This is a genomic window from Nocardioides sp. S5, from assembly GCF_017310035.1.
In the GTDB taxonomy this organism is placed as follows: domain Bacteria; phylum Actinomycetota; class Actinomycetes; order Propionibacteriales; family Nocardioidaceae; genus Nocardioides.
Genome location: NZ_CP022296.1, coordinates 2,050,040 through 2,076,455, shown reverse-complemented (window position 1 = coordinate 2,076,455; position 26,416 = coordinate 2,050,040). Strand labels below are relative to the sequence as shown.

Annotated in this window: 19 protein-coding genes; 5 read left to right on the top strand and 14 right to left on the bottom strand. The window is 63.1% G+C overall.

The features are described from left to right. The first annotated feature begins 126 nt into the window (after nt 1–126). The gene (locus CFI00_RS10285; protein WP_207085049.1) at nt 127–426 is read left to right on the top strand and encodes a hypothetical protein; all 300 of its coding nucleotides are present in this window, start codon (nt 127–129) and stop codon (nt 424–426) included. 82 nt (nt 427–508) lie between these two features. Here the strand turns inward: CFI00_RS10285 and CFI00_RS10280 are convergent, their stop codons facing one another. From CFI00_RS10280 to queC, 6 genes are all read right to left on the bottom strand, one after another. Beyond that, on the bottom strand, nt 509–1,570 hold the full coding sequence (locus CFI00_RS10280) for a DGQHR domain-containing protein (protein ID WP_207085048.1): 1,062 nt from the start codon (nt 1,568–1,570) through the stop codon (nt 509–511). Nucleotides 1,571–1,647: 77 nt separating this feature from the next. Beyond that, the gene (locus CFI00_RS10275) at nt 1,648–2,442 is read right to left on the bottom strand and encodes an HNH endonuclease (protein ID WP_207085047.1); all 795 of its coding nucleotides are present in this window, start codon (nt 2,440–2,442) and stop codon (nt 1,648–1,650) included. 64 nt (nt 2,443–2,506) lie between these two features. Beyond that, on the bottom strand, nt 2,507–3,028 hold the full coding sequence (locus tag CFI00_RS10270) for a VUT family protein (protein ID WP_207085046.1): 522 nt from the start codon (nt 3,026–3,028) through the stop codon (nt 2,507–2,509). A gap of 62 nt (nt 3,029–3,090) precedes the next feature. Continuing rightward, nucleotides 3,091–3,465: a 6-carboxytetrahydropterin synthase QueD gene (queD, locus tag CFI00_RS10265; RefSeq protein ID WP_207085045.1), complete on the bottom strand. Its 375-nt coding sequence runs from the start codon at nt 3,463–3,465 to the stop codon at nt 3,091–3,093. Further along, on the bottom strand, nt 3,462–4,097 hold the full coding sequence (gene queE, locus CFI00_RS10260; protein WP_207085044.1) for a 7-carboxy-7-deazaguanine synthase: 636 nt from the start codon (nt 4,095–4,097) through the stop codon (nt 3,462–3,464). Before queE ends, queD begins: the two co-directional genes overlap by 4 nt. Next, nucleotides 4,094–4,792, bottom strand: a complete 699-nt coding sequence (gene queC / locus CFI00_RS10255) for a 7-cyano-7-deazaguanine synthase QueC (RefSeq protein WP_207085453.1) — start codon at nt 4,790–4,792, stop codon at nt 4,094–4,096. The genes queE and queC overlap by 4 nt, the downstream gene beginning before the upstream one ends. Nucleotides 4,793–4,894: 102 nt before the next feature. Here queC and CFI00_RS10250 point away from each other — a divergent pair, with 102 nt between their 5' ends. From CFI00_RS10250 to dbpB (CFI00_RS10235), 4 genes are read left to right on the top strand one after another with little or no spacing between them, the layout of a single operon-like run. Continuing rightward, complete coding sequence (locus tag CFI00_RS10250) at nt 4,895–5,764, top strand: hypothetical protein (protein ID WP_207085043.1); 870 nt, start codon at nt 4,895–4,897, stop codon at nt 5,762–5,764. Continuing rightward, entirely contained in the window at nt 5,761–6,897 is a 1,137-nt protein-coding gene (gene dbpB / locus CFI00_RS10245; RefSeq protein ID WP_242532783.1) for a DGQHR domain-containing protein DpdB, read from the top strand. The genes CFI00_RS10250 and dbpB (CFI00_RS10245) overlap by 4 nt, the downstream gene beginning before the upstream one ends. Further along, nucleotides 6,894–8,123, top strand: a complete 1,230-nt coding sequence (dpdA, locus tag CFI00_RS10240; RefSeq protein WP_207085042.1) for a tRNA-guanine transglycosylase DpdA — start codon at nt 6,894–6,896, stop codon at nt 8,121–8,123. Before dbpB (CFI00_RS10245) ends, dpdA begins: the two co-directional genes overlap by 4 nt. Then, nucleotides 8,116–9,222, top strand: coding sequence for a DGQHR domain-containing protein DpdB (dbpB, locus tag CFI00_RS10235; RefSeq protein ID WP_207085041.1), 1,107 nt, complete (start codon nt 8,116–8,118; stop codon nt 9,220–9,222). The genes dpdA and dbpB (CFI00_RS10235) overlap by 8 nt, the downstream gene beginning before the upstream one ends. A 3-nt stretch (nt 9,223–9,225) precedes the next feature. On the opposite strand, the gene dpdD is transcribed toward dbpB (CFI00_RS10235), so the two are convergent. Genes dpdD through dpdE form a run of 8 tightly spaced genes read right to left on the bottom strand, consistent with a single transcriptional unit; the run spans nt 9,226 to nt 26,416 of the window. After that, nucleotides 9,226–11,211, bottom strand: a complete 1,986-nt coding sequence (gene dpdD, locus CFI00_RS10230) for a protein DpdD (protein WP_207085040.1) — start codon at nt 11,209–11,211, stop codon at nt 9,226–9,228. Beyond that, on the bottom strand, nt 11,208–11,726 hold the full coding sequence (dpdK, locus tag CFI00_RS10225; protein ID WP_207085039.1) for a phospholipase D-like domain-containing protein DpdK: 519 nt from the start codon (nt 11,724–11,726) through the stop codon (nt 11,208–11,210). Before dpdK ends, dpdD begins: the two co-directional genes overlap by 4 nt. After that, nucleotides 11,723–16,105 carry a protein DpdJ gene (dpdJ, locus tag CFI00_RS10220; protein ID WP_242532782.1) on the bottom strand — a complete coding sequence of 1,461 codons (4,383 nt, stop codon included), beginning with the start codon at nt 16,103–16,105 and terminating at the stop codon, nt 11,723–11,725. The genes dpdK and dpdJ overlap by 4 nt, the downstream gene beginning before the upstream one ends. 5 nt (nt 16,106–16,110) lie before the next feature. After that, nucleotides 16,111–16,785, bottom strand: coding sequence for a hypothetical protein (locus CFI00_RS10215; RefSeq protein WP_207085037.1), 675 nt, complete (start codon nt 16,783–16,785; stop codon nt 16,111–16,113). Further along, nucleotides 16,778–19,774 carry a protein DpdH gene (gene dpdH / locus CFI00_RS10210; RefSeq protein WP_242532781.1) on the bottom strand — a complete coding sequence of 999 codons (2,997 nt, stop codon included), beginning with the start codon at nt 19,772–19,774 and terminating at the stop codon, nt 16,778–16,780. Before dpdH ends, CFI00_RS10215 begins: the two co-directional genes overlap by 8 nt. Next, nucleotides 19,771–20,640 carry a hypothetical protein gene (locus CFI00_RS10205; RefSeq protein WP_207085036.1) on the bottom strand — a complete coding sequence of 290 codons (870 nt, stop codon included), beginning with the start codon at nt 20,638–20,640 and terminating at the stop codon, nt 19,771–19,773. The genes dpdH and CFI00_RS10205 overlap by 4 nt, the downstream gene beginning before the upstream one ends. Continuing rightward, nucleotides 20,641–23,193, bottom strand: coding sequence for a protein DpdF (gene dpdF, locus CFI00_RS10200; protein WP_207085035.1), 2,553 nt, complete (start codon nt 23,191–23,193; stop codon nt 20,641–20,643). It abuts the gene before it with no gap. Continuing rightward, entirely contained in the window at nt 23,186–26,416 is a 3,231-nt protein-coding gene (gene dpdE / locus CFI00_RS10195; protein ID WP_242532780.1) for a protein DpdE, read from the bottom strand. The genes dpdF and dpdE overlap by 8 nt, the downstream gene beginning before the upstream one ends.

Genomic DNA, 26,416 nt, shown 5'->3' with positions numbered 1-26,416 from the left:
TTTTTCGTTTGCGTGTGGCCCCAATGTGTCCCGGGGGAGCAGTCCGTGCCGCCGTGGCCCACTCACCACGAGAATCAAACTGGCACGGAGAGAGCGGGCGTCATTTCGGTGTGGTTAGGTGCCCTCATGCAGTCTGAAAACTACTGGGCGGAAGCGGCGCAGTTGGTCGTGGCTTGGCACGATCACCGTCGCTTCCTAGCCACCGACCGCGCGGGTGACGATTCAGGACTCGAGAAGTTCATCGATGTCTTGGAGATGCTGCCTGCCGTGTCTTCCGACGCCAGTCCGGTCGAGAGCGATCTCAGGCTGCTCCAATATCTCAATCAAGGTCTGCAGATGGGCTTCGCGTCTCATCACGTCCTCTTGGACGCCATCGATGCAACGATGGACACACTAAGCGATCGCATCGCGCCGCCCGCCCCGTAAGAGGCCGACGACTCACACCCTCGGCCGTCTGGTGACGACCCGACTGACCACCCTTCGACACCTCGCTGCCCTTGCCTGCTCTTCATTCCGAACTGAGGTCCGGAGTATCGATCAAGTCGACGTCCGCGTACCACGGATTGCCACGCCGGCGGTTGCGGCGCACCTGGGTCAGAGCGTCGACAACCAACTTCCGCCCTGCAGACGTGTCGAGACTCTTCGCGGTCCATTCGCTCGTCCAGAACGCAGGCGTCAGGTCATCAAGAATCAGGCGAACTTCCGCTGCAACTTCATCTGGGTCGGCAAGGTCGATCGAGCCACGGTCTGCGAGGGGGGTCAAGTCATCGACAACGAAGGTCGTAAGCGTAACGACCCCAACCTTGCTGAGTAGTTTGCTGCCCTGGGCCCAGCCCGCCGGCCAGGCCTCCTTCACAGATCGCCACAGCGTGAAGAAGAACTCGAGGAGCGCATCGTCGTCGGCAAGATCCGGGAGATTCTTCTGCGCGATCGTTCCCAACGACTGTTCCACCGCTGCCGGTAGCACAAGATTTACGCGCGGGTCCCCGGCAACGTCCTCAACAGGCCATTCCACCGAGCGGTAGAAAGGCGAGTCCTCAGAGTTGTCTACAACACCGACGAGCGAGGCATGCCTACCCAGGGTCATTCGTGCCGTCTTGAGTCGTTCACCAAGGGCAGCCTCGGGATACTGAAGCGCGAGCAACTTGAGGTGGTCCGTTGAAACCTTACTTGCCTTGTTGTTGATAACCATGAACTGAAAGGCAATCTCCTCGTCGCTTGGGTTGATCAATGCGACGACGTTAACCTTCAGAGTGGGGTCGAACTCCTCCATACCGAACAGTCGGTGCTGCCCGTCAATTACCAAGCCGATTGGTTCCTCCGAGTCAGGAATGCCGATCGAGTCGCATGCACCGAGTTCCTGTGTGCCATCAACAGCAAGTCCGCGAAGCGCGACCGTGATTGCCGTTGGAATAGTATTGCGACTATCGAGCGCGAGAAAACGACTGATGGCGCGAACTTTTGCCTTGTTCCGGAGCCTCTGGTGTCCTTTCCCCTCGACATTCAGGCGTTGAACCGAGGCCCACTTGACGACATCACCAACCGGCGCTGTGAAGGTCGCGAGCAGCACACCGCGAGAATCGGCTCCACGCTGCCGCGTGTAGATCGCTGGGTACGAGTAGGTCACAGATCGACTCCCTATCAACATCAACGGAAAGTTGCGGCGAGATTGAACACGTCGACGCTGGCCGACTCGTCGACGACGGTTGGCAGGTCGGGACGCCCGAGCCTAACGAAGGCCTCCTTGAGGCTCGAACCACTCAGTGACGCCTCCTGCATGGCGATCCGGGAGTGAACGGCGAACCTCATTTCCTTGGGCATAGCTGCGAGATCGTCACTCGACAACCGGTAGCCATGCACGAGGGCCTGCACGGGGTAGAGGCTCCATGACGCGGCGTGTCCCTTTCGCTCGTTGCACGAGCGACAAGCCGGAAGGAGATTTTCCGGATCTGAGTTGCCACCGAAGGCCTGCGGCCACACATGGTCCAGAGTGAACTCTAGAGCGGAGTTCTTGGCGCCGAAGTCTAGGTCAGCACCGCACAGGTAGCACCATGGGGCTTCACGCTGACACTCCGAGCGAAGTTGGCTCCTCGTTCCTGGGGAAATCTTGCTGCGGGCAGCTTCCACCGCCAACTCGAGCCGCGCGTAGATCTCGCCGACCCTGAAGTAGTCGACAACCATGGTGTCGACGACCATTTGCTTAATCTCCCGTTCAACGACGAGATCCCAATCGGCACTAGATGCCACGATCGACGCGCCGCCGGCAATCAGCCTTCGCGCAAGGTGCAATACAGCCATGTCCTGAATCGCTGCCGACCAGTCGTCGCCTCGGCCCGTCGAGACTAGAGCCGTAGCCAGACGCTCCCACTCGTAGTCACCAATGTGCCGGCCAACCAAGAATGCGACGAAGTCTTCTCCGGCCGTGGTGTAGGACCTTGCCACGTACTCCCCCATCCCTCATTTACGCTCAGGAGACCTGATGTTCGCGGAAGCCGGCCGTGGCGAGTCACCCGGTCGTCTGGTCGCGTGATCTGCGGGACGTCAACCAGCGACGTCCCAGCCAGTAGAGCGACAGAGGAATGGCTGTCGCCCACAAAACCTTGCCGATGAACTGACCGCCGACCGTCTCCAGCGTCAAAGGGAAGCCCGCAAGCGACAGGAAGACGAACGTGTCGATCGGCGCCGAGACGATGTTGGAAACGAGGGCTCCCTGAATGAACCCCTTCGCGCGCCTGATCGGCTCATAGACGACCAAGTCGACCAGTTCGGCGCTCACGAACGCGACCGTCGAGGCGACCGCAAGGGCGGGCGATGAGAGCGCCCACGAGATAGCCCCGCCGAGTGCGATAGCGGCGATGGCCCAGCCTCGGCTGCCGAATCGGTGGACGAAGTCGCGCGCCAGGAGTGCAAAGCCAGCGGCGTACGTACCTGCCGTTACGAGCAGCCCAAAGCCAACAGACACGAGCCCGAGCCGCTCCGTCACGATATTGGCCAGGACAACAGCCGCGACGTAGGCGACGAGAGCCACGCTGAGGGCGAGCCTCGACCGCTCAGCACCTGCCGTTAGTGGTTCGCGTTCCAGTTGCGCAGTCACTGTTCCACTCCGCGGTAGATGCATCCGGAGGTGCAAGTCTCGCGGACCCGTACCTCCTTGAGGTTTGGAAGTTCCGGGACGAGCCGATCCCAGATCCACTTGGCAAGGACCTCGCTAGTCGGGTTGTCGAGGCCGGCTACATCGTTGAGGTAATGGTGATCGAGTTGGTCCTCGAGCGGCTTGAATGCGGCCTTGATGTCGCCGAAGTCCTGGACCCAGCCGGTCTGCTCCCCCACCGGCCCGGAGACGTGGACGGCGGCGAGGTATGAGTGGCCGTGCAGCCGAGCGCACTTGTGCCCTTCGGGCACGTGAGGCAGTCGATGCGCAGCCTCAAAGGTGAACTCGCGGTAGATCTCAGATTCGTAGCTCACGGAATTCCTAGGTGCTTATGGGTCTGCAGGCTGAGCTGCCAGAGGGGGTGGTCAAGGCAGAACTTCACGGCCAGTTCCGTGTTTGCGGCAACGTCGGGGCCGTCCATCGGCTGAACGCGAAAGCTCTCGAACTCAAGGTGCTCAAAGGTGGTTGGGTCGACGCCACCCTGGGGGATCACGAACTTGAGTTCGTGACCCTTCTCGACGATGAGTTCCGATCCGACCTTGGGACTCACGCAGAGCCAGTCGATGCCCTGAGGCGGGGCGATCGTCCCGTTCGTCTCGACTGCGACGTAGAAGCCAAGTTCGTGGAGCGCATCCACGGCCGGCGCATCCAACTGAAGGAGAGGTTCACCGCCGGTGCAGACGACCATCGGGCGGCCGCCGCCATCGACAGGCCACTTCGCGGCGATCGCGTCGGCAAGCGCCTGGGCGTCCGCGAACTTGCCTCCGCCCTCACCGTCAGTTCCGACGAAGTCTGTGTCGCAGAACTTGCAGACCGCACGCGCGCGGTCGACTTCCCTACCGGTCCACAAGTTGCACGAACTGAAGCGGCAGAACACGGCCGGTCGACCGGCGTGGGTGCCCTCCCCCTGCAGCGTGTAGAAGATCTCCTTAACTTTGTACGTCACTCAGTCGCCTCCTTGTAGCGGACTGGATCGGCGAGGCCCGCGTCCGCGAACCCGCGCAGTCGCAGGAGGCATGAGTCGCAGTGACCACATGCGCGCCCCTCCGCGTCGGGGTCGTAGCACGACAGTGTGAGCGAGTAGTCGACGCCGAGGCGCGTCCCAAGTTCGACCGTCTGCGCCTTCGTCAGATTGATGAGCGGCGTGTGGATATTGACTGCGTTGCCTTCCACGCCCGCTCGGGTCGCCAGGTTCGCCATCTGCTCATAGGCCGCGATGTACTCCGGGCGGCAGTCCGGATACCCCGAGTAGTCCAGCGCGCTGACACCGATGAAGATGTCCGTCGAGCCGATGACCTCGGCGTACGCGAGTGCGAATGACAGGAACACGGTGTTACGCGCCGGGACATACGTGATCGGGATCTCGCTATCCGACAACTCATCCGCCGACTCGTGCTTTGGCACGTCTACGTCGGCGGTGAGCGCCGAACCGCCAAAGACGCGGAGGTCGACGTCACAAACCACGTGCCCCGCGGCGCCTGCTCCAGCAGCAACCCGGCGAGCAGACTCAAGTTCGACTACGTGCCGCTGGCCGTAGCGGAAGCTGATTGCGTACGGCTCGAAGCCCTGGTCCTTCGCGACAGCCAGGACCGTCGTCGAGTCCAGACCCCCGCTGAGCAGCACTACCGCCTTACGGCCCATTATCTCCACCTCTCCACTACGCGCCGGCCATGTGAGCTCCGAACCCGGAAACTGCGATGTAGAGTAGCCGGAACCGAACTGCAGTTTCACCATCGAGGGGTCATGTCGCACCGAAAACTGACGATCGTGGTCACGTGCACAGACCGGAAGGCGGTCGCACCGGCTGAGACCCTGAGGGCCAGCACCCTGCCCGCCGGCACCGTCGGCGAGAGGGCAGCGGAGTGGCGTGCACGCTTGGAAGCCGAACCGCCGGTCGGCCGCCTGCTCGATCTCTACAAGGGCGAAACCTGGACTCAGGCGAAGCGCTTGGCAGCAACGGCTCAGCGCACTGGATGGGAACCTGACGTTTTCGTTGCATCCGCGGGCCTCGGCCTGCGCAGGGTGGACGACAGTGCCCCCAGTTACGCGGCGACCTTTGCTCGACGTCAGTCAGACTCGGTCGCCACGCGGAATAGCGATGCGAGGGCTTGGTGGGATCTCCTCCCTCACGGCAGCGAACCCGCCTTGAGCCGCCCGGCGATCTGGGTTCTGTCCGAGACCTATGCATCAGCCATGTCGCCGCGTTTGCGATCCCTCGACCCTGAAACCACAGTGGTGATCGGAGGAGCCTCAAACACGCCAGCCACCGTGCGCGTGGCCTCCAACCGGAATCTGCGTGCAGCGCTCGGCGGCACCGTGTCTAGCCTGAACACCCGGATGGCCATCCGATGGCTGGAACTGGCCGACGGCAAGTGCGTGAGTTCGGACGCGGTGCGTCAAGCCTGGGCCGACTGGGCTCAGGACGCGAGCCAGGTCGAGCGGTACGACCGTCGTCCTGTCTCGGACGACACCATCCGCGTACTGATTCGCGACATGCGCGCACAGCGCCCACGCCTGTCGAAAACCGTTGCGCTGAAAGAACTGCGTGCATCCGGCATCGCGTGCGAGCAGCGCAGGTTCTCCGGACTATTTGAGGAAGCGTTCACAGCATGAGTGAGATGGAGTGGCTAGAGCGGCGAGCACTGAAGGTGCTCCAAGGTGGAGACATGCCGCTGTACCTATTCACCCTTGCTGCCGAAGAGATCGACCTCGTTGCCGACGTTGCTCGGATCGGTCGCGACGAGGCTGGGAAGTTAATTGGCTACCAGCGGCCAGAGAAGCAGAAACACGTGAAGCAAATTCAGGAGTATCTGGACTCGGAAGACCCCTTGTTCCCGAACGGGTTGATTCTTGCACTTCCGCCCGAGGTCCGGTGGAAGTCAAGTCGCGGTCCATCAACCAGCGACGGTCTTGCTGTGTCTGGAACACTAGAGATTCCGATCGCACTAGACGTTGACGGTCCGCGTCCTGCCTGGATCGTCGATGGCCAGCAACGCAGCTTGGCGCTCGCGCGGACCAAGAACCGCCGGCTTCCTGTCCCTGTAGCCGGGTTCGTCGCACCGACACTGGAACTGCAGCGCGAGCAGTTCCTACGGGTGAACACCGTGCAACCCCTACCTACCGGTCTGGTCACGGAACTCCTGCCTGAGATTGCTCGGGTGCCGTCGGCCCGCATGGCCACGCGACAACTCCCATCCGCCCTCGTTGACATGCTGAACCAGGACAGCGAGTCGCCGTTCCAAGGAATCATCCGGCGAGCGTCCACAGCTCCCGACGACAAGAAGTCGACGTTCGTCACCGACACCAGCCTGATCGAAGCGATCCGCGAATCCATCGAGTCGCCCTCTGGCGTCCTCTTCCCGTATCGCAACATCGCCACCGGTACCACCGACACGGAAGGCATCCGGCGCGCGCTGATCGCCTACTGGGGAGCCGTTCACGATGTCTTCCACGACGCCTGGGCGAAACCCGCAACTGAAAGTCGCCTGATGCACGGCGTAGGGATCAGAGCGATGGGTCGGCTAATGGACCGGGTCATGACGCACGTCCGCGACGACGATCCCAACGCCAGGGCGGTTGCCGCGGAGGAACTCACCCTCATCGTCAGTCACTGCGCATGGACCGAGGGGGCCTGGGAAGCGCTCGGGCTTGCGTGGAACGACCTGCAGAACACCCCCCGTCACATCAGCGCACTCTCCAACTTCCTTGTGCGGACCTACCTCGCGGAACGGACCCAGCGCAAGTGAAGTTCTTCTTCCCCGACAGCCAAGATCTGGTCAGCCCGGCCTACGACTTCATGCGCGACGAGTACCCGGCGCACCGCGTCCGTCAGCGCGACGACCGGTACGCGCACGAGGTTCTCGACCATGCGCCCTACCACGGCATCTTGGTCAGCAAGTCCATCGTGGACGGATCCATCAAGGGAGCTGGCAAGTACACCACCGCCCAACGCGCCAGGATGCATCGGATGGGGGTTCACAAGTTCTTCCGGCTCCCACCCGGTGTAGAGGCTTTAGGCGACAACGGCGCGTTCAACTACATCGACGAACCGACTCCCCCGGTCACCCCAGCGCAGACCCTCAGCTTCTACGAAGAGTGCGGATTCGATGCTGGCGTCAGCACCGACCATGTGGTTTTTGGGTTCACCGAAAGCACCGATGGAGAAGACGCCAATCCCGACTGGGAAGCCCGACGCAGGCTGACGCTCCGACTTGCCGAAGAGTTCATGTCGCTATGCCGCGACCGCGCCAGTGAGGTCGAACCTGTGGGCGCGGCCCAAGGATGGAGCCCGGCGACCTACGCTGACAGCGTGCGAGCCCTCCAGGACATGGGCTACCAGCGCATCGCTCTCGGAGGCATGGTGCCGCTCAAGACCCGGGAGATTCTGGCTAGCCTGGATGAGATCGGTGGCGTGTTGAAGAGCGACACGCATCTGCATCTTCTCGGCATCACGCGAGTCGAGTCCATGGATGACTTCGCGGCCCTCGGCGTGACCAGTTTCGACAGCACCTCAGCGTTTCGCCAGGCCTTCATGGACGACCGCAAGAACTTTCACACGCCGGACCGCGCCTACGTTGCGATTCGCGTTCCGCAGGTCGACGGCAACCCCACGCTGAAGCGCGCCATCCTTGCCGGGCACGTGAGTCAGACGGAGGCGATCAGTGCCGAGCGTGAGACGCTCAAGGCGCTTCGGGCCTACGACGGATCTGCCGCGTCCCGTAGGGCGTGCCTCGACCGACTCGAGGAGTACAGCCTCGTCTGCAGGACCAAGAAGTCGTACCGCGATGCATACGAGGAGACCCTCGCCGCCGCGCCGTGGACGCGCTGCTCTTGCAAGATCTGCCGTGACCATGGTGTCGAGATTGCGATCTTTCGTGGGACTGAACGCAACAAGCGTCGCGGTTTCCACAACATGTCCGTACTCGCCACGAAGATGGCGCAACTGAAGTCTCACAGGAGTACCAATGGCTGACCGCTACGAACTGCGACTGCCCGCTCTGCGAATCAGGCAGGGTCCACAGTTCATCTACACGTTCGGCGTGGACGGCAAGCGCATCCACGATTTCGCAACCGTCAGTCGGGTTCACCGCGACGATGTCACCCTGCAGGGCTACCAACGCCCGGAGGTCTTGAGCCACATTAAGGCCATCCGGCGCTACTTGGAGTCGGACGGCGCGATGCTGCCGAACGCCGTCGTCGTTGCGTTCGACGAGCGCGTCAACTTCGAGGCCTCGGGCATGGTGAGCCAAGTCGACTACGTGACGGCTGGCGAACTCGTGATTCCCATCGACGAGTCACTGCCCGAAGACCAGAAGCCGGCCTGGCTGGTAGACGGCCAGCAGCGAAGCGCCGCGATCCGCGACGCAGACCTCGCAGAGTTTGGGGTCGCCGCGGTTGCCTTCATCGCGCGTGGCGAGGCCGAGCAGCGCAGCCAGTTCATCCTGGTGAATAACACCAAGCCCCTGCCGAAGGGTCTGATCCACGAATTGCTTCCTGACACGATGGGTCACCTCCCCACCGCATACGCCCGTAAGCAACTCCCCGCCGAGGTCCTAGCACGACTCAACTTCGGAAACCGGGCCGCGGGCGCGCCGTTCGCCGGGCGCATCGCCACGCCGACAATGGCGGAGGGTTACATCAAGGACAACAGCGTCCTCAAGATGATCGAAAACAGCCTCTACGACGGAGCGCTGTACCAGTATCGCAATCCCGACGATGGCACCGGCGACGTCGACCAAATGGTCCTCCATCTGAACTACTTCTGGACGATTGTGCAGTTGGCGTTCCCCGAGGCCTGGGATCTCGCGCCCACCAAGTCGCGGCTTACGCACGGTGCCGGCATTCAGGCCATGGGTTACGTGATGGACGCGCTGACCGATGGGGTGCCAACGGCAGAACTCGCGGGTATGAACCTCGAGAAGACGCTGGGACGCCTCGGCGAGCACTGTGCGTGGACCAGCGGCACGTGGGACTTCGGCGAGGAGCAGGTTCGTCGATGGAACGGTATCCAGAACACTCCAAACGACGTCAAGGTCCTCACAAGCCACCTGCTCCGCGCCCTCAAGAAGTGAGGTTTAGCTCGTCGCGCGCAATTCGTCGAGACCAGATTCAATGACCCGCAACATCGACGCGGATCCGCACCCGTCGGGGTAGCAGATCCGGCCTCGCGCATTGTCTGTGATAAAGCCTGTCGCTGCGTGGGCCGCGCGGCCCGTTGCAATCGCAATGAGGTCGGCATTGCGACTGTGTTGACGGAGCGCGGGCGTGCCCACCTTGTCCGACGACTGGTGAACTGTGATCGTCGGGTACTGCTCGGCGAGGGACGCCGCGACCCTTGCAAGCGTTCCAGCATCCAGGCTGTAGATCAGGACGATCAGTCCCGAAGGTAGCTGAGCGGGGTTGCTCGCCTCGCCGACGTCGGCGACCGTCCAGTCCCAGTCAAGTCCCACATCGGTGGTGATCATCGAGGCGAGCGACCGAAGACCGCTGGTCAGACGCTGACGCTGAGCGTTGAGGGGTGCCAGAACAGTGGAGATGAACTGAGCCTGTGCCTCGGGGACGCCTCGAGGACCACAAGCAACCGTGTCGGCAAGGTCTAGCGCCTGTGCTGCGGACGCCACTGAACTCCACTGCGGGGCGAAGGTCGCAATGTCGTCCAAGAGCGACGTGTACTCGTCCCGACCCGGGGCGCTACTCAGGAAGATCGCAACGAGGGCGGCAAGCGCCGCGAGGTCGGCCGGCCCGAAGCGCTCCTCGATCAGATACCGACTTGCGAGCGCCCTTGCGGTTCGAGGAGATGGGTGGCCGGCGTCAGCCGTGTCCAGGAAGGCTGCAACTCCAGACAGAAGCGCGTCAGTTGCGAGATCGGAGAGGTCGTCGATGGCCTGCGCCAGTCGCGCGTCAACGCGCCAGGCCGGCTCCCATGCCTCGACTAGTTCCGTAGCGGGAGCGGTCGCGGCACCGTCCTCAAGCCCCTCGAGCCACATGAACCAAGAATCAACTGATACAACTCCATCATCGGCAACGGTTTCCGATGTCGGGGCGGTCTTCGTCTCTGTCTGCGAACTTTGCTCACGGTCTTGAGCGCCTGCCTCATCGTCGGCCCCTGTCGCCACAAACGTTGCGAGGCGCAGCTTGAGTTCGTCTGGCAGTTGGTCGCTCGCATAAAGCGCAAGGCCCAGTCGAGCATCGTCTCGGGCCAACGCAACGAGCGCCGCCACCGACAAGGCATCGACATCGGCACTTGTCGCAATGCCCTCCCCAACCAACATCGCGATGTCGATGGGTTCATTAGCTAGGCGCCAAGCTGCGCCGTCGAGGTCCAACGCCCCGTCAGCCCGGAGGTTGCAGCGTCCCCACGCCGCGAGGATGGCTTCACGAACCGCCTGAGGCGGCTCAGTGTGAACAACGGTCGGCATAGACCCGTGAGCGAGGAGTTCACGGTCGCGACCGAGACGGCTCAACCTCTGGATCTGGAGGAAGGCAACGTTCTCATGGGAGATCCCGCCCGCGCGCTCGATTTCTTGGAGAACGGCGGCAGATTGCTCGGTTGCACCAGCGGCCAATGCCAGATCGAACTCCCGCAGCATTCGACCCACGGGCCTCGGCAGTACCGGGTTCCTACGGGGTCGACCTTGAAGCGAACGCACCAGGCGCTTCAGTGCCACGACCAGGCGGCCCTCGGTCTGCGTGGTCGGTCGCAAGACGAACGTCGTCCCCGAGCCAACCATCGCAAGGACGGCAGCTTCCACAGGATCGGCGGCCATCAGGGAGGCAACGCGTCCATCGAATGGGCTGAGATAGTCCGCGACGGCAGCATGCAGCAGTGGCCGCATGCGCCCCGCGTGCGAGTGATCCCAGCAGACGACATAGACCGTCGACGGCTGGCCGTCCACGTCTCGCCGCGGCAGTACCAACGGGCACTCTCCACGAGAGTCCAAGGCTCGAAGGAACGCGGTGATTCGTTCGGCCGCGGGATGGTCAGCGGCCATGCCTGGCCACACGAGGTTTGGGCTAGAAAAGAACTGCAGGACCAACTGATCCACGCTGATGTCATTCATTCGCCGCCGCCAAGCCAGCGAGTTCGCAACTCCAGTCGCTGAGTCGAAGCGACAGTGGGTCCCACCTGCAGATCGATGCTTTCCTCGTTTCGCTGCAGGCCATTCCATGTGAAGTTCATGGAGCCCTTTAGCGTCCAGTCCCAGCCGACCAGGATCTTCTCGTGCAGATCCGCACTCAGGTACGTGTGGATTCTTGGCTCGCTTCCGAGTCGCCTGAGGAAGTCGTGGTTGTGGTCGACGTCGCGGAGGGCCACGTGCACGTCGGTTCCCTTCAATACCAAGATGCGAAGGACGTCAGACAGAGTCAGACTCGAACCCGCATCGTGCCCGATCAGGCCGTCGAACTGGCGCGAAGAGTTATCGAGGACCATGACATCGCTGACCCATCCGCTCACCAGCCACAGCTCTGGGCTTGGTGAACACAACTCGGATGCGAAGACACCCGCCAGTACGTCGGCGATGGCCAGCCCGTTTCGAGGCCGAGTCCGCACGGTCCGCTGAAGCCGATCCGTCATTGCAACTCCTCCGCGAACGCCACGCGTGCGTTCCAAAGGCCGAACCGTCGGTCGACTCCTTCAAGTCGGGGATAGACACGCAAACCCGTCCGCTCGATCGGAGTTGCAAGACAAGTCCTGATCGCGACGGCAAGTCCAGAACGGGCTGAGTCCGGAGCGGTAAGTCGCACGCGTCCGTCGGCGGACAAGGCCGTCCGGTACTCCTGCATCCAGTCCGCGCTGGTGACGTCGATCGCGACCGCTCGGTCACGGACAACATCGTCCAAGATCAGTCGCTCAATCAGCACGTCATCCCTAAATGGCTGCCAGTACTGCAGACGCTGGTTTCGCGCGTCGTAGCCCCGGGGCCACAGCATGCTGAATGCGGAATCCAAGTTCAACGGCGCGATCGATTCACCAAGTAGCCCGGACGCACCGAAGTACGCCAGCGTTCGAGCGTCAACCTCAATGCCAACCTCAGCTTCAACCTCAAGCCACTTGGTCGCGAGCCAGGACACGCGTCGATCGATTTGAGGTCGAGCGCCAGGACGGAGAAGGCGCGCAGCGAACGTGGACAGGGCCAGATGCGTCGGCGGTCCGTCGAACTGCGTCCACGCCTCTCGAAGCTCCGAGAACGCGATGTCGAGAGATGCTGAATCGGTGCCGGCTCTGAAATCGCCCACAGCGGTCGTGAACCGTGAACTCGGATCGTCAAGCTGTGCGAGGGCGATCCGCATGGACCGATCGGTTTCCTCCGCGTCTGACCTCCCAACCGCACGTCCCACGGCCTCCCAGAAGCGCCGCGGATCCACTGCGTATGACCGGCTGAGGGCCTCCATCACCCCGAGCCCGCCGACAGAGGTTTCCGAGACAATGACCTGGAACCGGTCCAAGTGCTCGCTGTCGAAAACAACGTCGGCAACGAGGTCCGACTCCTGAGCATCCGGAATGGTCTCGAACGTGGCGTCCAGCAACGCCGCAGCAAGTGTGTCTGCGAATGCCCGCCGCCAAAGGTCGGCAGTTTCGTGCCCGAGCTGGGCGTCCGTCAGCAGGGACGAATGCCCCTCAATCGCAGCCTGGACGTCGGCGTGACCAGACAGATGCTCAAGGTCGCTAAGGATGCGCTGATTCGAAACCAGCGCAGGGTCGTCTGACCGATATGCACTGGCGAGGAACGCAGCCAGATCGGCGGCCCAGACGCCCCCGCGCAACGCGTCCGTCGCGTCCCCGGACGAAGACCCACGGAGGCGCAGTTGCGCATAGGCATAGAGATACACCTCGACCAACCAGCGGCGCTGGAAGTGATTTGCGATCCCGTCCAACGTCGAGTCCTCCAGGACGCGACGGCGGAAGCAGAGCGTGCGCCAAGCCGCCGAATTCAGGAGTTCTCCGCGGTCGCGCGAGGACGGTACGTAGCCCTCAACGATGAGTGCATCGGCCTCGAGTTCGAACCCGAGTGCTGCAGGCTTCCCCTCGTGTGCGTAGCGCACGGTGAGGGCTCTACGGGCTGGGCCGCGGGCGTCCTGCGTGACCAACTCGCCGTGTGCCCCCACGCAGAACCGGCGAACCGTCACAGGGCTGCCCGAAACATGAAGCGCAAACGCGAACTGTGAGATCAACCCAGCCCAGGCAGATGGCGTGGGAACGTCCATCTCCTGGAGCGAAGCCTGCGTAAAGGAGAAACCGGATCGCCAGATCGGGCGGGCGGACGACGTGTCTGCGACGTCGCGGGGCGGGGCCGACAACTGCAGTTCCAGTGGGCGAACGACGATGAAGTGCTCGCCAGAGAGATCCGCCCACTCCCCCAGCGCATGCCCCTTGGATACAATGGCTCGAAGCTCGAGTATGTCGCCGACGTCGGGGATCGGCAGCCAAGTCCGGTGTGAGGCGTGGGCGTGGCCGAATCTGCGGCTTACCCGCCCGGGGACCGCTTCCCTCATGGCTTGCCCGATCGCCATTGTCTGCGGTTCTCCCGAGCGGAAATCAGAGGGCATCGCGAGGATGACATCCGGCGTATTGAGCGAATCGAAGAGAGTCCCCGTGAGGAACTCGGGCAGGGGCTGGCCGGCAACGGCTCCGGCGTCCGACAATCCAGGAAGGGCCTGCCAACTGTTCTCAAGTCGACGAAGCAAGGTCGGCACGACGGACAGCATGAGCGAGCGGGGTTCCTCCCAGAGCGCGGCGTTCGCCTCGTCCGGACTGACCGCCAACGCCCGCTGCACATGGAGCTTCAGTTCGTCCTGCCGCGATGCCGAATTTAGGAGGTCGCGAAGAAGGTTGACCACCCTCGACGGGTCCGGCACTTGGGACGACCACGGAGGTGACGCAAACGAGCGCGCGTCCACGGAACCCACACGAGCAATCCAGTCGAGAAGGGCATGAGCGGCCTGGATCTTAACCACGAAGCGGTTGCCGACCGGAATCGCGCGAGCTCGAAGTTCCGGTTCCAGCAACTGTTCATAGGACTGGTATGCCGCACGGTCTCGCCCGTAGTCCGACAGGACGACAAGCGTCAGCGGCCGCATCTCCAGGCGACGCCCTGCTCGGCCCCTTCTCTGAAGGAATGACGCCATGTCGCGCGGGGCCTTGTGTTGAAGCACCACTCCGACCCGCGGATCGTTGAAGCCGACCTCAAGAGAAGACGTAGCCACCACCACATCCGCGGACCCATCAACGCCACTGTCTTGTGACGAAGTCCGGGCAATCCTCAGCGGTCCAGCCATGCGCCCCAGACGGTTCGCAAGGTCCCATGACTGCCCGTCGTCGTACCGCTTGCCAGCGTGCGGGTGGCCCGGATCACGCAGACTGCCAAGCACCTGGCCACGTGAACGCCCGAGGGGCGAAGCGCCTTCGGCATCGCGCAGGTTGTCGTAGAGACGGTTGATGACATCCAGGTCATCGGTGAATGCGAATGCGACCGAACCGAACAACTGCGGAGTCCGGTCCATCATGCGCCCGACAAGCATGAGCGCTTGAATGGTTGTGGAGAGCAGCGCGGCACCGGATAGCGGATCGCCTCGGAGGACCACCCCGTAGTCACGGCTGATGGGAGCAAGTTCATTCGGTGCCGGGGCGATAACTTCGACGTCGCCGCGGTCGACGCCGGTGAGCGTCGAGAAGAACTCGCCGGCATCTCGGAGGGTTGCGGACAGTCCGACCACAACCGGACTGTCCGGGCCCCACTGTCTGAGCGCATGTCGCCATCGACGCAACATGTACGCCACCTGCGCTCCGTGCACACCTGCGTACGTGTGTGCCTCGTCGAGCAACACGAGTCGGATCCCGATGGGTCCCTTCCAGCCAAGAAGCGGACCCAGTTTGGACGATGTGGCTTGCTTGCTCAGCATCTCCGTTGTGCTGAAGAGAATGTCGGGCGGGAGACTGACGATCGATTCACGAGTGATGGCCAGCGCTCCATCTGCGGTGGCACGTCCACACGTCGCGCAGGCGAGCCGTTCAATACCTGACGCTCGGTCGGCATCGAGCCATACCTGTTCGCCAGTGCAGTTGTCCTCGAGGCACGGGAAGAAGGGCGAAACCCAGCCAGCAGCACTCCGACTCCATCCCCTCACCGTCCCGCGCTGAAAGTCGGTGTTGCGCGGCGTCGATCCGTAAAGCAGCGCAATTCGCAACGGCCGAGGCGTCTGCGCGCCGATCAAGCCCGCGCGCTCTCCAACCAGCATCGCTTCGCGGGCCTGATCACGAAGCAGTTCAATGCGCGGGTACAGCGCCAACGTGTGCGGTCCCCGCCGCCTCCCACCTCCGGTTGCCAGATCGAGCAACGCGGGAAGATAGAAAGCCAAGGTTTTGCCGGAACCAGTCCCTGCGGTCACGATCCGCGCGGTCGGCCGCTCCGCTGCGATGGCGGCGAGGACAGACTCCGTCGCACGGAACTGGAATGGCGCGAGCTTCGACGTTCCCACGACGCGTCGCAACATCGCGTCCTGCTCGGTCGACCAACTCACGGACGTCTGGAGTGTGGTCGCTACCTGATCGACGTCCAGTTCGCGCTTCGGGTACCGCCGCGGCGAGACCCGCAGGCGATAGTCCGCAACCAATGGGGCGTATGACCGCCACCAACCGTCGGCATTGGTGTCCCTGGGGGGCCACAACTGGCGAAGCAGACGGAGCAGTCGAAGAGTCTCGGCGAATCGTGTGCGATAGCGCAGATCGCCGGTTGGCTGCCGGAAGAGAAGTCCACGGTCCACCAGGACTTCGAGGTACTCCCCCGCGGAGGGTACCTCAGTGCTGCCTGCGGCGAACTCGACAATCCGTTGTTCGTCGATGGCCCTGATGACGTCGTCTTCGCTCAGGAAGCCGTCCACCACGCCCCAAGCGAGGAGGGGCAGTTCGAGATCCTCCAGTCGGCTGAGCAGGCCCCCCAGCCGCTCTTCGTTCACCGAAGTCATTCGACCCTCAGAACGATCTGTGCGCCGATGTCAGGGTGCTCGACCCGCAACAGTCGCAACTCATCGTCTGTGAGCTCGTCGAGGTGACACGGCAACTTCGCCAGAAGGGCGTCCAGCGGGCCCTCCGGGGTCACCTTCGCCAGACGCGACGACACCGCCTCGTAGGTCTCAAGGAACGTGTCCACGTTGTCGGCCGTCGGAGGCGCGCCCGCGATGCGTTTCAGGGACTCGACGCGCAATTCGACGCCGCGTCGCTCAAACCCGAGCCGAGCCATGCGGTCGATCGGCAGAGCGTTGAGTCGAGCTTGCGACCAGGTCGCCCAGGCCGTGGTTGCGGAATCCGAGAGTGCACGGGCGGCCTTGGCGGCGTCGTTTGCTCGAGCCGTTAGCAGTTGCGGGCTCGGTCGCCCAACGCTCGCGATGTGCCTCTGCAGATCCTTCGGGGCTTTGGTCAGGTCTAATCCGCTCGCGGATGTCACGCCACTGTTGACCAGCTTGGACTCAAGCTTGACCGCTGCCTCAAGTTCGCTCAGCGCTCCGTCGAGTTTGTCCAGGGCGGTCTCAGTCCGCGTGTGGTCCTGGATGGCCTCGGCGCCTTCGCGTGCCTGTCGGGCCAGGCTCGTAAGTCGTTTTGCCCGAACGAGCAGGCCGACAGGCTGCGGCTCAGTCATTTTCTGCCCCGTTCGAGAGGATGTTCAGCCAGCGCGTTACTTGGCCGTCGATTGCTTCGTCGATATCGATCTTGGCGCCCGGATCAATCTCCGCGTCGCTGATTCCGGACTCGACCCAGCGTTCTGTCTCTTCCAGATACTCGGCGATGAGCTTCAGATCTCTCCCGACTGATGGACCGAGGTGACGCGCCAGGGCCACCCCGTCCTGGCCCGTAGCACCGGCAAGCGCCTTCTCGACCTCGGTCAACCCTCGTGCGTCCAGTCTGCGCGCGGCCTCATTCGCCTGCTCCAGCGCCGGAAGGTCCTTGACCTTGACGAGGCCTTGGGCCTGGCCTTCGCGCGCAGCGAGTACAACGGCGTCAACGGTGTCGATGTATGACTCGGATTCCGGAAGCAATCGCCGCACACGCCGAACGAGGTCCGACCAGTAAGAGATCTGGGCGGGCGCGACCTGAACCAGGATGCTGAGTTTGCGGTTGGCGTCCGCGCACCAAGTGGGAACCGAGGTTGGAAGTTCGTCGAGTTGGGATCTGGCGGCCTTCACCAGCTTCGTGAGGCGCACGCTGTCGAGCGCGTGCACGCCTCCGGCACCCTGTGCCGCGCCGATGCCACCGAGGAAACGCTCAACGGCTGCGCCCCGCTCTGCCATGTATCCCCGATGGCTGTCGGCCCACTGGGGGTGACGACTGGCGACGTCCTCGCGGGCCATGTCGCCGCGCCACGCCACCGCGCGAATTAGGTCGACATCACGGGCCGTCGATGCAATGTGGCCGCACGCAAGTGCGCCAATGATGAGGGAACGCGCGGCTGCGACCATCGCAACTTCGTCGTATTCCATTGCAGCGAGGATGCGCGCCCGGGCTGCGGGCACTGCACCCACCGCCAAGGCGTCGAGCCGCGCGAGTGCATCTCCTGAGAGGTCTGCAAAGCCGGACTGGATCAGGATCAAGCCTTGAAGTAGCACCGCATTTCGGGCAGTCCGCTTAAGCCGCACAATCGGTTCGACGCCTTGACCGATTCCTTCCTGCGCGCCTTCGATCGAGATGCTTCGCGCGTTGTCCGGCACGGCTCGCTTGATGGTTTCGGTATCCGGAGACTTAATGACCGGATCGAACCACTCAACGCGGGCGAGGACGGCCTCGCGGACCAGGGAGCGGATGACGCGCGCCATGTCCTGAGGAAGCGTCTTGTCCTTTGCCGACCATTCCTCGATAGCCTCGAGTTGCCGCTGGACGGATTTCGGCAACCCGTCCGCCGTGGCCCGACGCGCAGCCTCGTCGCGGCCCGTCGACTCAGGCTCCTCGACTAGATCCGAACCATCGCCCGAGGCGATCGGGTCAAGACCAAACGTCGTGAAGACCGCGTCTGGGATGGGCCGCGTACCGGCCTTCCCCCAGAAGGCGAGCATGGACTCAAGCCGCGGCGCCAAGTCCTTCGGGTAGTCCTCTTCCAGACGCTGACGAACAGCGAGTGGAAGCGCTGGAAGGCCGGCAGTTCGAGTTCGCTCGCCCAGGAGTCGGCCCGGCGGAAAGTCACCACGGGGCAACTGCCCGGCGGCATCCATCAGTACCTCGCGTACAGCACCGGCAAGGACCCGCCGCGGGCTGAAGAGTTGCGGGTTGTCCGGGTCGACGCATGCGCGCACCGCGCGCAGCACCGCGGGTTCGTTGTAGGGGTACAGACCGTGCCCGGCCTCGGAAGTACCGAAAGTGCTGTGGCAGGAGTCGCTGAACGGGCAGGCGTCACAGGCGTTGGGAGCGGCCTTGTTAGCAGACATCTCTGCCTCAAGGACATCTTTACCGAGCCGAGCCGCGTTCAGGTAGCGACCAACGAAGTCGACAAGGTCCGCGTCGTTCGTCTTGGCGCCGTCAATCTGCACGTCAACGACGTAACTCGGCGAACTTGCCTCTGCGCGAGTTCGAAACGTCTCGGGCAGGTTCTCTCTGTAGTACGACGGTGTAACCGCAAGGAGCGTCCGCACCGTCGCGTACTTCTCCTGCCCCTGAACAATGCTGGACTCGTGAATCGCGTCCAGTAGGTCGCGTCTGACACCCTGGATCAGCGCGACGTCCTCGATCAGGAGCACGATCTCTTCGCCGACCAACTCTTCACGGAGCTTCATAAAGGCTCGGTTGACGTTCCCGACACCCAGATTGGCGGCCTTCATGACTGCGAGGTCGAGGGAGTCGTTCAGAATCCTGACGGCCTCAAGTTGCATGTCTGTGTTGACTACGACCTGCTTGAACAGGTTCTGAGCAGCCCTCGATGCGTCGGCCAGATTGGCGACGTCGGTGATGTCCAGCGGAAGTTCGTCAACCGTGAACTCCAGCGGGACATCAGGCTCATCGGGATCACGACCGTTGAGCGCGTGTACCGCACGTCTGTTGATGAATGACCCGGGACGCAGCAGGTGCTCTCGGAAGAGTGGGTCAAGGAAGAGCAGGGCTAGTCCTCGCTCCCCGACCAGTGGCTTGTCGAGAAACCCCTGGGGCTCGCGTGAGCGAAGCGCTTCAGCGAGCTCGGCCAGGATCTTTCGTTCCATCTCCTCGATGGAGATAGCAGTGCCGAGACCCGAAACCTGCCGACGAATCTCGTCGAAGGCTGGCCCGGTCTTGCCGCTCAGGAGTTGCTCGACAACGTCCCGAAGGCTGGTCTGCGTCTTCTGCAGGTAGATGACGTGCCGACCCCCGACGCGGGGAATGTTTGCGTTGGCCCACCGTACGAGGTGCGACTTGCCGGCCCCGGACTCGCCGAGAACAGGCGCAATCAGCACGCCGGCGTTCGGCGTCGAGGTCAGGAACTCCCTCACGACATCGTGCTCGGAGACGAATTCGGCTTGCTTTTGAGTCGTCGCACCTTCGCGCCGGATGCGCAGCGGCGAGTGGGTTGCCAGCAGGACCTGATCGGAGGGGGTTGCCGCCTCCGTTGGGATGGTGGCAGCAACCGACTCTGCCTGCCAACAGGTGAAGCCAATCGGAAGAGTGCTCACTTGCCTGCCTCAATCTGAATGGTTGAGACGTACCTGGCGCCTGCCTTCCGCCCGCTGTCCGGCAGGGCCAAAACGCCGGTCGGGTCCGACTGGTAACCCATTGTGAGAACACCTCGCGCCTCGGCGCTGTTGAGAGCCAGTCCGACGGCCGCAAGCTGATCCTGAGGATCGCTCTCTATTCCCTCATAGGTCGCTGAGGGGTGGCCCGGCAGAACAGGGAGCTCTCGTCTCAAGAAGGCCATGAAGGACGCCACCGGAATCTGGACGCCAGTGGGCAGTCGTTCGGAGGACGGGTGTGCGATGACATCGAGAATCGCCTCTGTCGGATCTGCCACCAGGTGTGCCCTGTTGGCTGCATCTGCCGGCACAAGGGCCCGAAGCGCGGGGCGGGCGAAGCCAAGCGTTGTTGCCCACGTGGGGAAGTTGTTCCATCGCGTGTCGTTTGTGAACAGACCAGGCGGCATGGCCACCTGCACGTTGCTCTTCCAGTGCAGCGGCACCAAGGGGCTTTGTGTCATCAACCAGATAAGTCCTGAACGAAGGTCCGATGCCCCGTCGAAGGACTCAGACACGTCCGCTGGGGGGCGTACTACCTGGTAGCGCAGTCGGCGTAGGAATCCCGCAGCGTCCAATGTTTCAGCGCTAAGCAGGCCATCGTCCGAGGACACGAGCCCGAACTCAACCAGCGCAGACAGGGCCTGCTTGGCATGCGCCCCATCCGACGGCGCCTGCGATCGCAACTCCTGCGGCAGGACAAGGCTGAAGACCTCCTCGGCGGCGAGGCCGGAGGCCTTGGCGATCGTCGAGTAGCAGAGCCACATGGCCTGCGGGAGTACGACTCCCTGACCCGGGTCAAGAACCTTCATCTACAACTCCGTCATGAGCGCGCTCGCTCGAATACTCACGTCAGCGGTGTCCGCCAGCGTCCAACCTGGTTTGACATCGCTCATTGTGGACTGGGGCCCGACCACGTAAGTGACCAAACCAAGGTCCAGCCTTTCTCGCAAATCAAGCGGCACGGTCCCATCAGCAACGGCGACGACAAGAGGATCCGGATGGCTCAGCATGAGCGGAACGACCGATTCAGGGTCATCCAAGATCACGGGACACGTTGGCACACTTCGCTGGAGGGCATCGGCCTCTTGGATCGACAGACCCGCGAACAGTCGCAGCCCGCGCTGAGCCAACCGCGTGAGGATGGCGTCGGGTCGTTCGCCGGCCCCGTACCAAACGAAAGCCGAGGGCGATCCTCCGCGCCACGCTTGCAAGGGGTCCGTCGGCGTCCCGACTCTCGGGAGTGTCGGGCTTGGTTCGGGCGCATTCAGGCCGGGCGCGGTGTCAGGGTTCGTCCGGCAGTGCGGGCATCCTCGGCATCGTGGTGCTGTCGAGAGCAAGCCACCGCGATACCGGACGCGGTAGTGACTGGCCAGAATCCGTCCGACACAGCGATGGCCGTCCACCACGTCAAGCATCGCCCGCAGCGCGAGTTCTTGGGAGGACCGAAGTTCGGACCGAAGTCGCTCCGTGGCTCCCGTCCAACCGGAGTGGTTGAGGAGCTCCCCATTTGTCAACTCGAACTCGAGGAGGTCCTGCACCGACTCATAGAACGTGTCGCGATCAGTCTCGCCGTCGATGCCGCCATCGTTCCAGCGTGGAACCTGGAATCGAATCGCCCCTGCCTGTGCCATGAGCGTAAGAGTGCGAACGTTCCACTGTGCGCTCTCGTTGAACCCCTCGGGGAGGTACGCAGGGACGACACTCCTGTTGACCCGATACCTCAGGCCGGAGACGTTTTTGCCTTGGCGGAGAAGGTCTTGCCACCGACTCCAGCCTTTCTCATCGCCGATGAGAACCGCCGAGTTCAAGCGCTTGGCGACGTCGCGGTCTCCCGGGGCCTCGCACAGGTAGGCAACCGTGGGCCGTCCGTCTCGGCCGCCTCGACCAACTTCCTGGTAGTACCTGTCAATGGTTTCGGGCACGCATGCATGTAGGACGCTACGCACGTTCGGAAGGTCCAGCCCGAGCCCGAATGCTGAGGTGCCCACGACGACGTCGACCGTGGTCGCGGTACGACGGCCGTCGTACCGAACACCTCGCACGGACTCCACGACCTCGGCTCGTTCGTGCTCCGTCGACGCGCCTGTGATGCCGGCTACCCGGCGATAGCCCGCGGCTTTGAGGAGGGTGACCCATTCCTGCGCGTCCCGGACACGTGTCGTGTACAGAATCAGCGGCTTTGGAAGTGCATCCACCGCATTCAAGATGGCGCGGCGGCGCGTGGCCTCGGTGTCTGCCCGGTCGACAAAGATCGCCGGTTCGGCACGCAGTTCAGTGCCCCACACGAACTCCGAGTCCTCTGTGCCGAACAAGCGCTGCAGGACGTCGACTGAGCGTTGGCCCAGCGTCGCGCTAAGGAGCAGGACTGAAGGACGGGAACCTTCCGGGGCGAGGTCGCGAGCTTCGGCGACGAGGCCGGGCATCGTCTGAAACTCGGGACGAAAGTCCGTGCCCCACTGGTCGATCAGATGAGCTTCGTCGATGACGATCTGCTGGAGTAGCCCTCTGCTTGCGCAGTCGAGAATCGCCGGAGCGAGCCCACTCACGAAGGCTTCCGGGCTTGTGTAGAGGAGTCGTTGGGTGCCCGCACGAATGGCAGCACGAAGCGATTCTTTGGTTGTCGAATCTAGCGAGCCGACGTAGGCAAAACGATTGAGTGGGCTCAAGTTGAGGTTGCGAGTTCGCGCCAACTCCTGGGTGCGTCGTTCCAAGTCCAGGGCAAGCACAATCGTCGGTACAACGACCACTGTGACGCCAGAGGCGCTGAGCATCGTCTTGGACCAAGCCACGGCAGTCTTGCCACGTCCTGTCGGTAGGGCAACCATCAGTGTTTCGTCACGGCTCAGCACCGCTGCGCGCGCGGCTTGACGCTGAGTCTCCCCGCGGTAGACCTTGAAGTCCGCGCCGTGGGCCTTTGGCCAGAACGGGTCAGCTCGGACCGATGCAAAAACCGGGTCTGCATCACGAAAGGCTGCGAGAACCTGCTCCTGGGCGACTGACTCTGCGTCGCCGGCGGTCGGAGGATCCGGCGCCCAGTTGAGGGCGCGGATGCTGAAGCGCCCGTCGGCAAGGCTACTTGGAACGCAGTTCAGCTCGCGCCACTGTTCCGCTGTAGGCCAGACATCACCGACAGGCACGATCAGTGATGGACGCGACCCGTACGTGGCCGCCGCGGTCACGAGAACCTGCCGTACCAACGTTGCGACATCGCGCCAGCCTGCGGCACCACTCGTTAGGGCTGCCAGCGCGTCGAGCAGGCGACTGCACGCATCGGAGATGATTCTGGGCTCATCGTCGATGTACGGAGCATTCGGCCAGACGCCGAGGGCAATCGCGGCGGCGCCGAGATCGTCTCTAGACATACTCGCTCCACGACTGGGCCGAGCGCACCAAGCACGTCACCGCCGTCATGCGGACGCTTGGTGCGGAGACGCCGTCCTCCAAAGCACGGCCAATCGCGATTTCACGGCTCCAGGCGCCCGGATCGGCGACCATCCCGGCGGCCACTTGTCGAGCCTTCGTCTGGGCGACGAGCAAGTCCGTCCTCTCTGAAACGGTCGCTGCGGCCCGCTTTGTCACCCGAGCTAGGTCTGCCTTTCTGCCCAGGTGATCGCGCGCGATCGCATACCCCTCGGGTCCGACTGTCTGGAGAACTCCGTCGCCCCCAAGAACTCCATGCAAGGCGGCAATCCTGGATGCATTCAGGTTGACGTCGCGGCCCTTCATCACGGGCTGATTGAGATACGCAATGACCCCGTCGTCCTCCACCGGGGCCATGTCATTGACGGCGATCCAGATCCTCCGGAACACAGGAGCCAGCGCGACATCTCCGCGACGCCTAGCGACCGCAAGTCCGTCTTGCCCTTGGCCGATCGCGTCCAGGACTGGGGCGAGATTCGCTTCGATGAGAAAGTCGTATCCAAAGTACACGAGTGGGTCATGCGGCCAGCCATGATCAAGTCGCCACTGAGCGCTGGCCTGACCACGGTCGTCAATCGCCAGAACGGACTCGATTCCGTCGATAAACGGGTTGCCACGTCGGAACATTCGACGGCCGGCAGTCAACTGCCATCGATCGAAGTACCCGGTACGCGATTCTGGTCGCGTGACGACTCGGGCGAGCAATCGCGGGCTGACCAGTGGCGCCTGATGCGGATCGCGATCGAACCGAATGCTTCCGTCGCTCTGGCGTCTATTCGACAGCATGAAGCCTTCGGCGCCGGTGATGAGTTTCAGGTAGGCCCGCTCGATCTGCTCGTGCCGTGAGTCGAAGGACGAGATGTTCTTGGCAAGGGCCTCACCCTCTCCCCCTCCGTAACTCGACTCGAGGGCATCGAGTTCGTTGATCCGTCGGCGTTCAGCAGCTAGAGCTGCCCCGATGTCAGCCATCTTGTCGAGGGCATAGTCACGTCCCTCCACGAGCAGGTTGTTCCAAAACGCATCTGCGAGGCTGTCGGCGATCTCCTGCATGGCCGAGATCGACTCTTCGAAGATACCAAAGCCAGTCCCGAGAACTCGCAACCACGTGGTGTGGAGACCATCCGGGTCAAGGTCAGATACGACGTACTGCGCCGCGGGTCGCCCACTGCCGTAACGGTCGACGCGACCAATCCGCTGCTCGAATTCGTTCGGCCCCCAGGGCAAACGAGCGTGAATCACGATCTCGGCTTGCTGAAAATTGCGACCCACATCGCCGCTCTGATCAGCGACGAGGACTCCACCCTTCTCACGCCACGCCAGCACAGCATCCTGGCGGGAACCAGTCACGGAACTGACTAGATGTTCATGCACTGGGCCGAGCGGAGCAGACAGGGCGCGCAACGCCGCTGCTACTTGACCCGCAAGCGCACCCGGACCACAGAACACCACGGCACGCTGACCCGGCTTGACGCGCTTGACAATTGCACCGGCGAGTTCATCACTACCGTCGCGCTCAGAGGCCTCTTGGAGGTCTTCTAGGACGCGCTGCTCGAACGGACGTACCTCAGCTTCGGTCAGGCGCTGAAGCTCTGGCTCTGTCACGCCGGGTGCGCTCGACCGAAGAAGTCGCGCTTCAAGCGCCGCAACGACATCGTCACGGGTCCCTGCGCCCAAACGAGAGACGAGCACGCTTGCGGCCCGGGCGTACGGTGCGGGGTCCATCTCGCGATCCGCGACATCGGCACTGATCATCCGAAGCCACGTCTCGACCGCATGGACCGCCGCGTCACCTTCAGCGGAATCCAGCCGGATGACCTTTGGACGTTCGCGACCCGTGAACTCGAACGGGGCCATGTTGCCCTCGTCGTCGAGCCTCTGTTGCTCCACGACGTGGCGCCGGTTTCGAATGACCCGGTGATGCAAGCGATAGGTCTCCGACACGTGCGCACGTACCGCTGCGACGGCACGCTTCAGATCGATCGGGTCGGCGATGTCGCTCTCTCCGAAGGCCGCCATCGCCGTGGCCATCCCAGCCGACAGGAGTTCGTCTGCGGGCAGCAACCGACGAAGGGCATCGAACTGATACGCCAGCAGCTCGGGGTTCTCCGGATCAGGCTCTTCGTCGAGTCCGAACACGGCCATAGCGAGCTCTCGGCGCGTTCCGAGGAGGCGTTCAAAGCCGTCCAACTCGCTCCACTTGAAGAGTGCCGGATCCAGCAAATGCAGCAACGCGAGGTGACTCGTCGTCCTCTGGGAGAACGGGGTCGCGGAGAGCAGGAGGAGGCGTGGAACCGCGTGGGCGACCGCTGTCAGTTGGCGGTATGGCTGGTCGTCTGGGGACTCGGCACGGGCCAACTGATGCGCCTCGTCAATCACAAGCAGGTCAGCGCTCTGAAACTTGTTCCACTCATCGACCTCGTGATGGCCGCGAATGGCGAAGGGAAGTCGGCCATCCGATCTCGCGAAGTCATCGAGGTAGAACTTGTCCAACAGTTCGGCTTGCCATTGCTCGCGAAGTGCTTCTGGAACGATGAAACCGACGCGACGGGATGGGTCATCGATCAGCAACTGCCGAACAACGAAGCCGGCCTGAATCGTCTTGCCCATCCCGACCTCATCGGCGAGAAGGTACCTCTGAATCGGGTCATTGATGATGCGGAGGGCCGCGTTCACTTGGTGCTCGTGGATGCCGACACCAGCCGAGGCGAGTCCGGTTGCGGACATCGACGCCGCCCGCTCGGCCAGCAGGAGATTGCGGACAGGCTGGCGCGCGTCCCGAAATCGCGGAGTCTCATTGGCGCCGGCCAGCAACACCTGGACAGGGTCTTTCGTGGGTCGGTCCCAGCGGACTCGAAGACTCGCCTCGGGAACCTCGACGTCGTAGTGGACGTTGGGGAACCGGACAAAATACTCAGGCGCGCGCCCACCCACGACCCGACCGGCACGCCAGCGGCCATCGACCGTCGGCACGAAGACACGCGTCTGTTCGTCGAGAGTCACTCCGCGCAGAAGACCAAGGTCGACCCAAGCCAATTCTACTTCGACCTCGACGGGCGATTCGAAGAACGTGACGCATGCAGCGCCACCCTCGACGGCCGTGACGCGACCAATGCCGGGGGCGCCCTCGAACGTCACGAGCGAGCCGATGCTGCCACCCACCCGCAT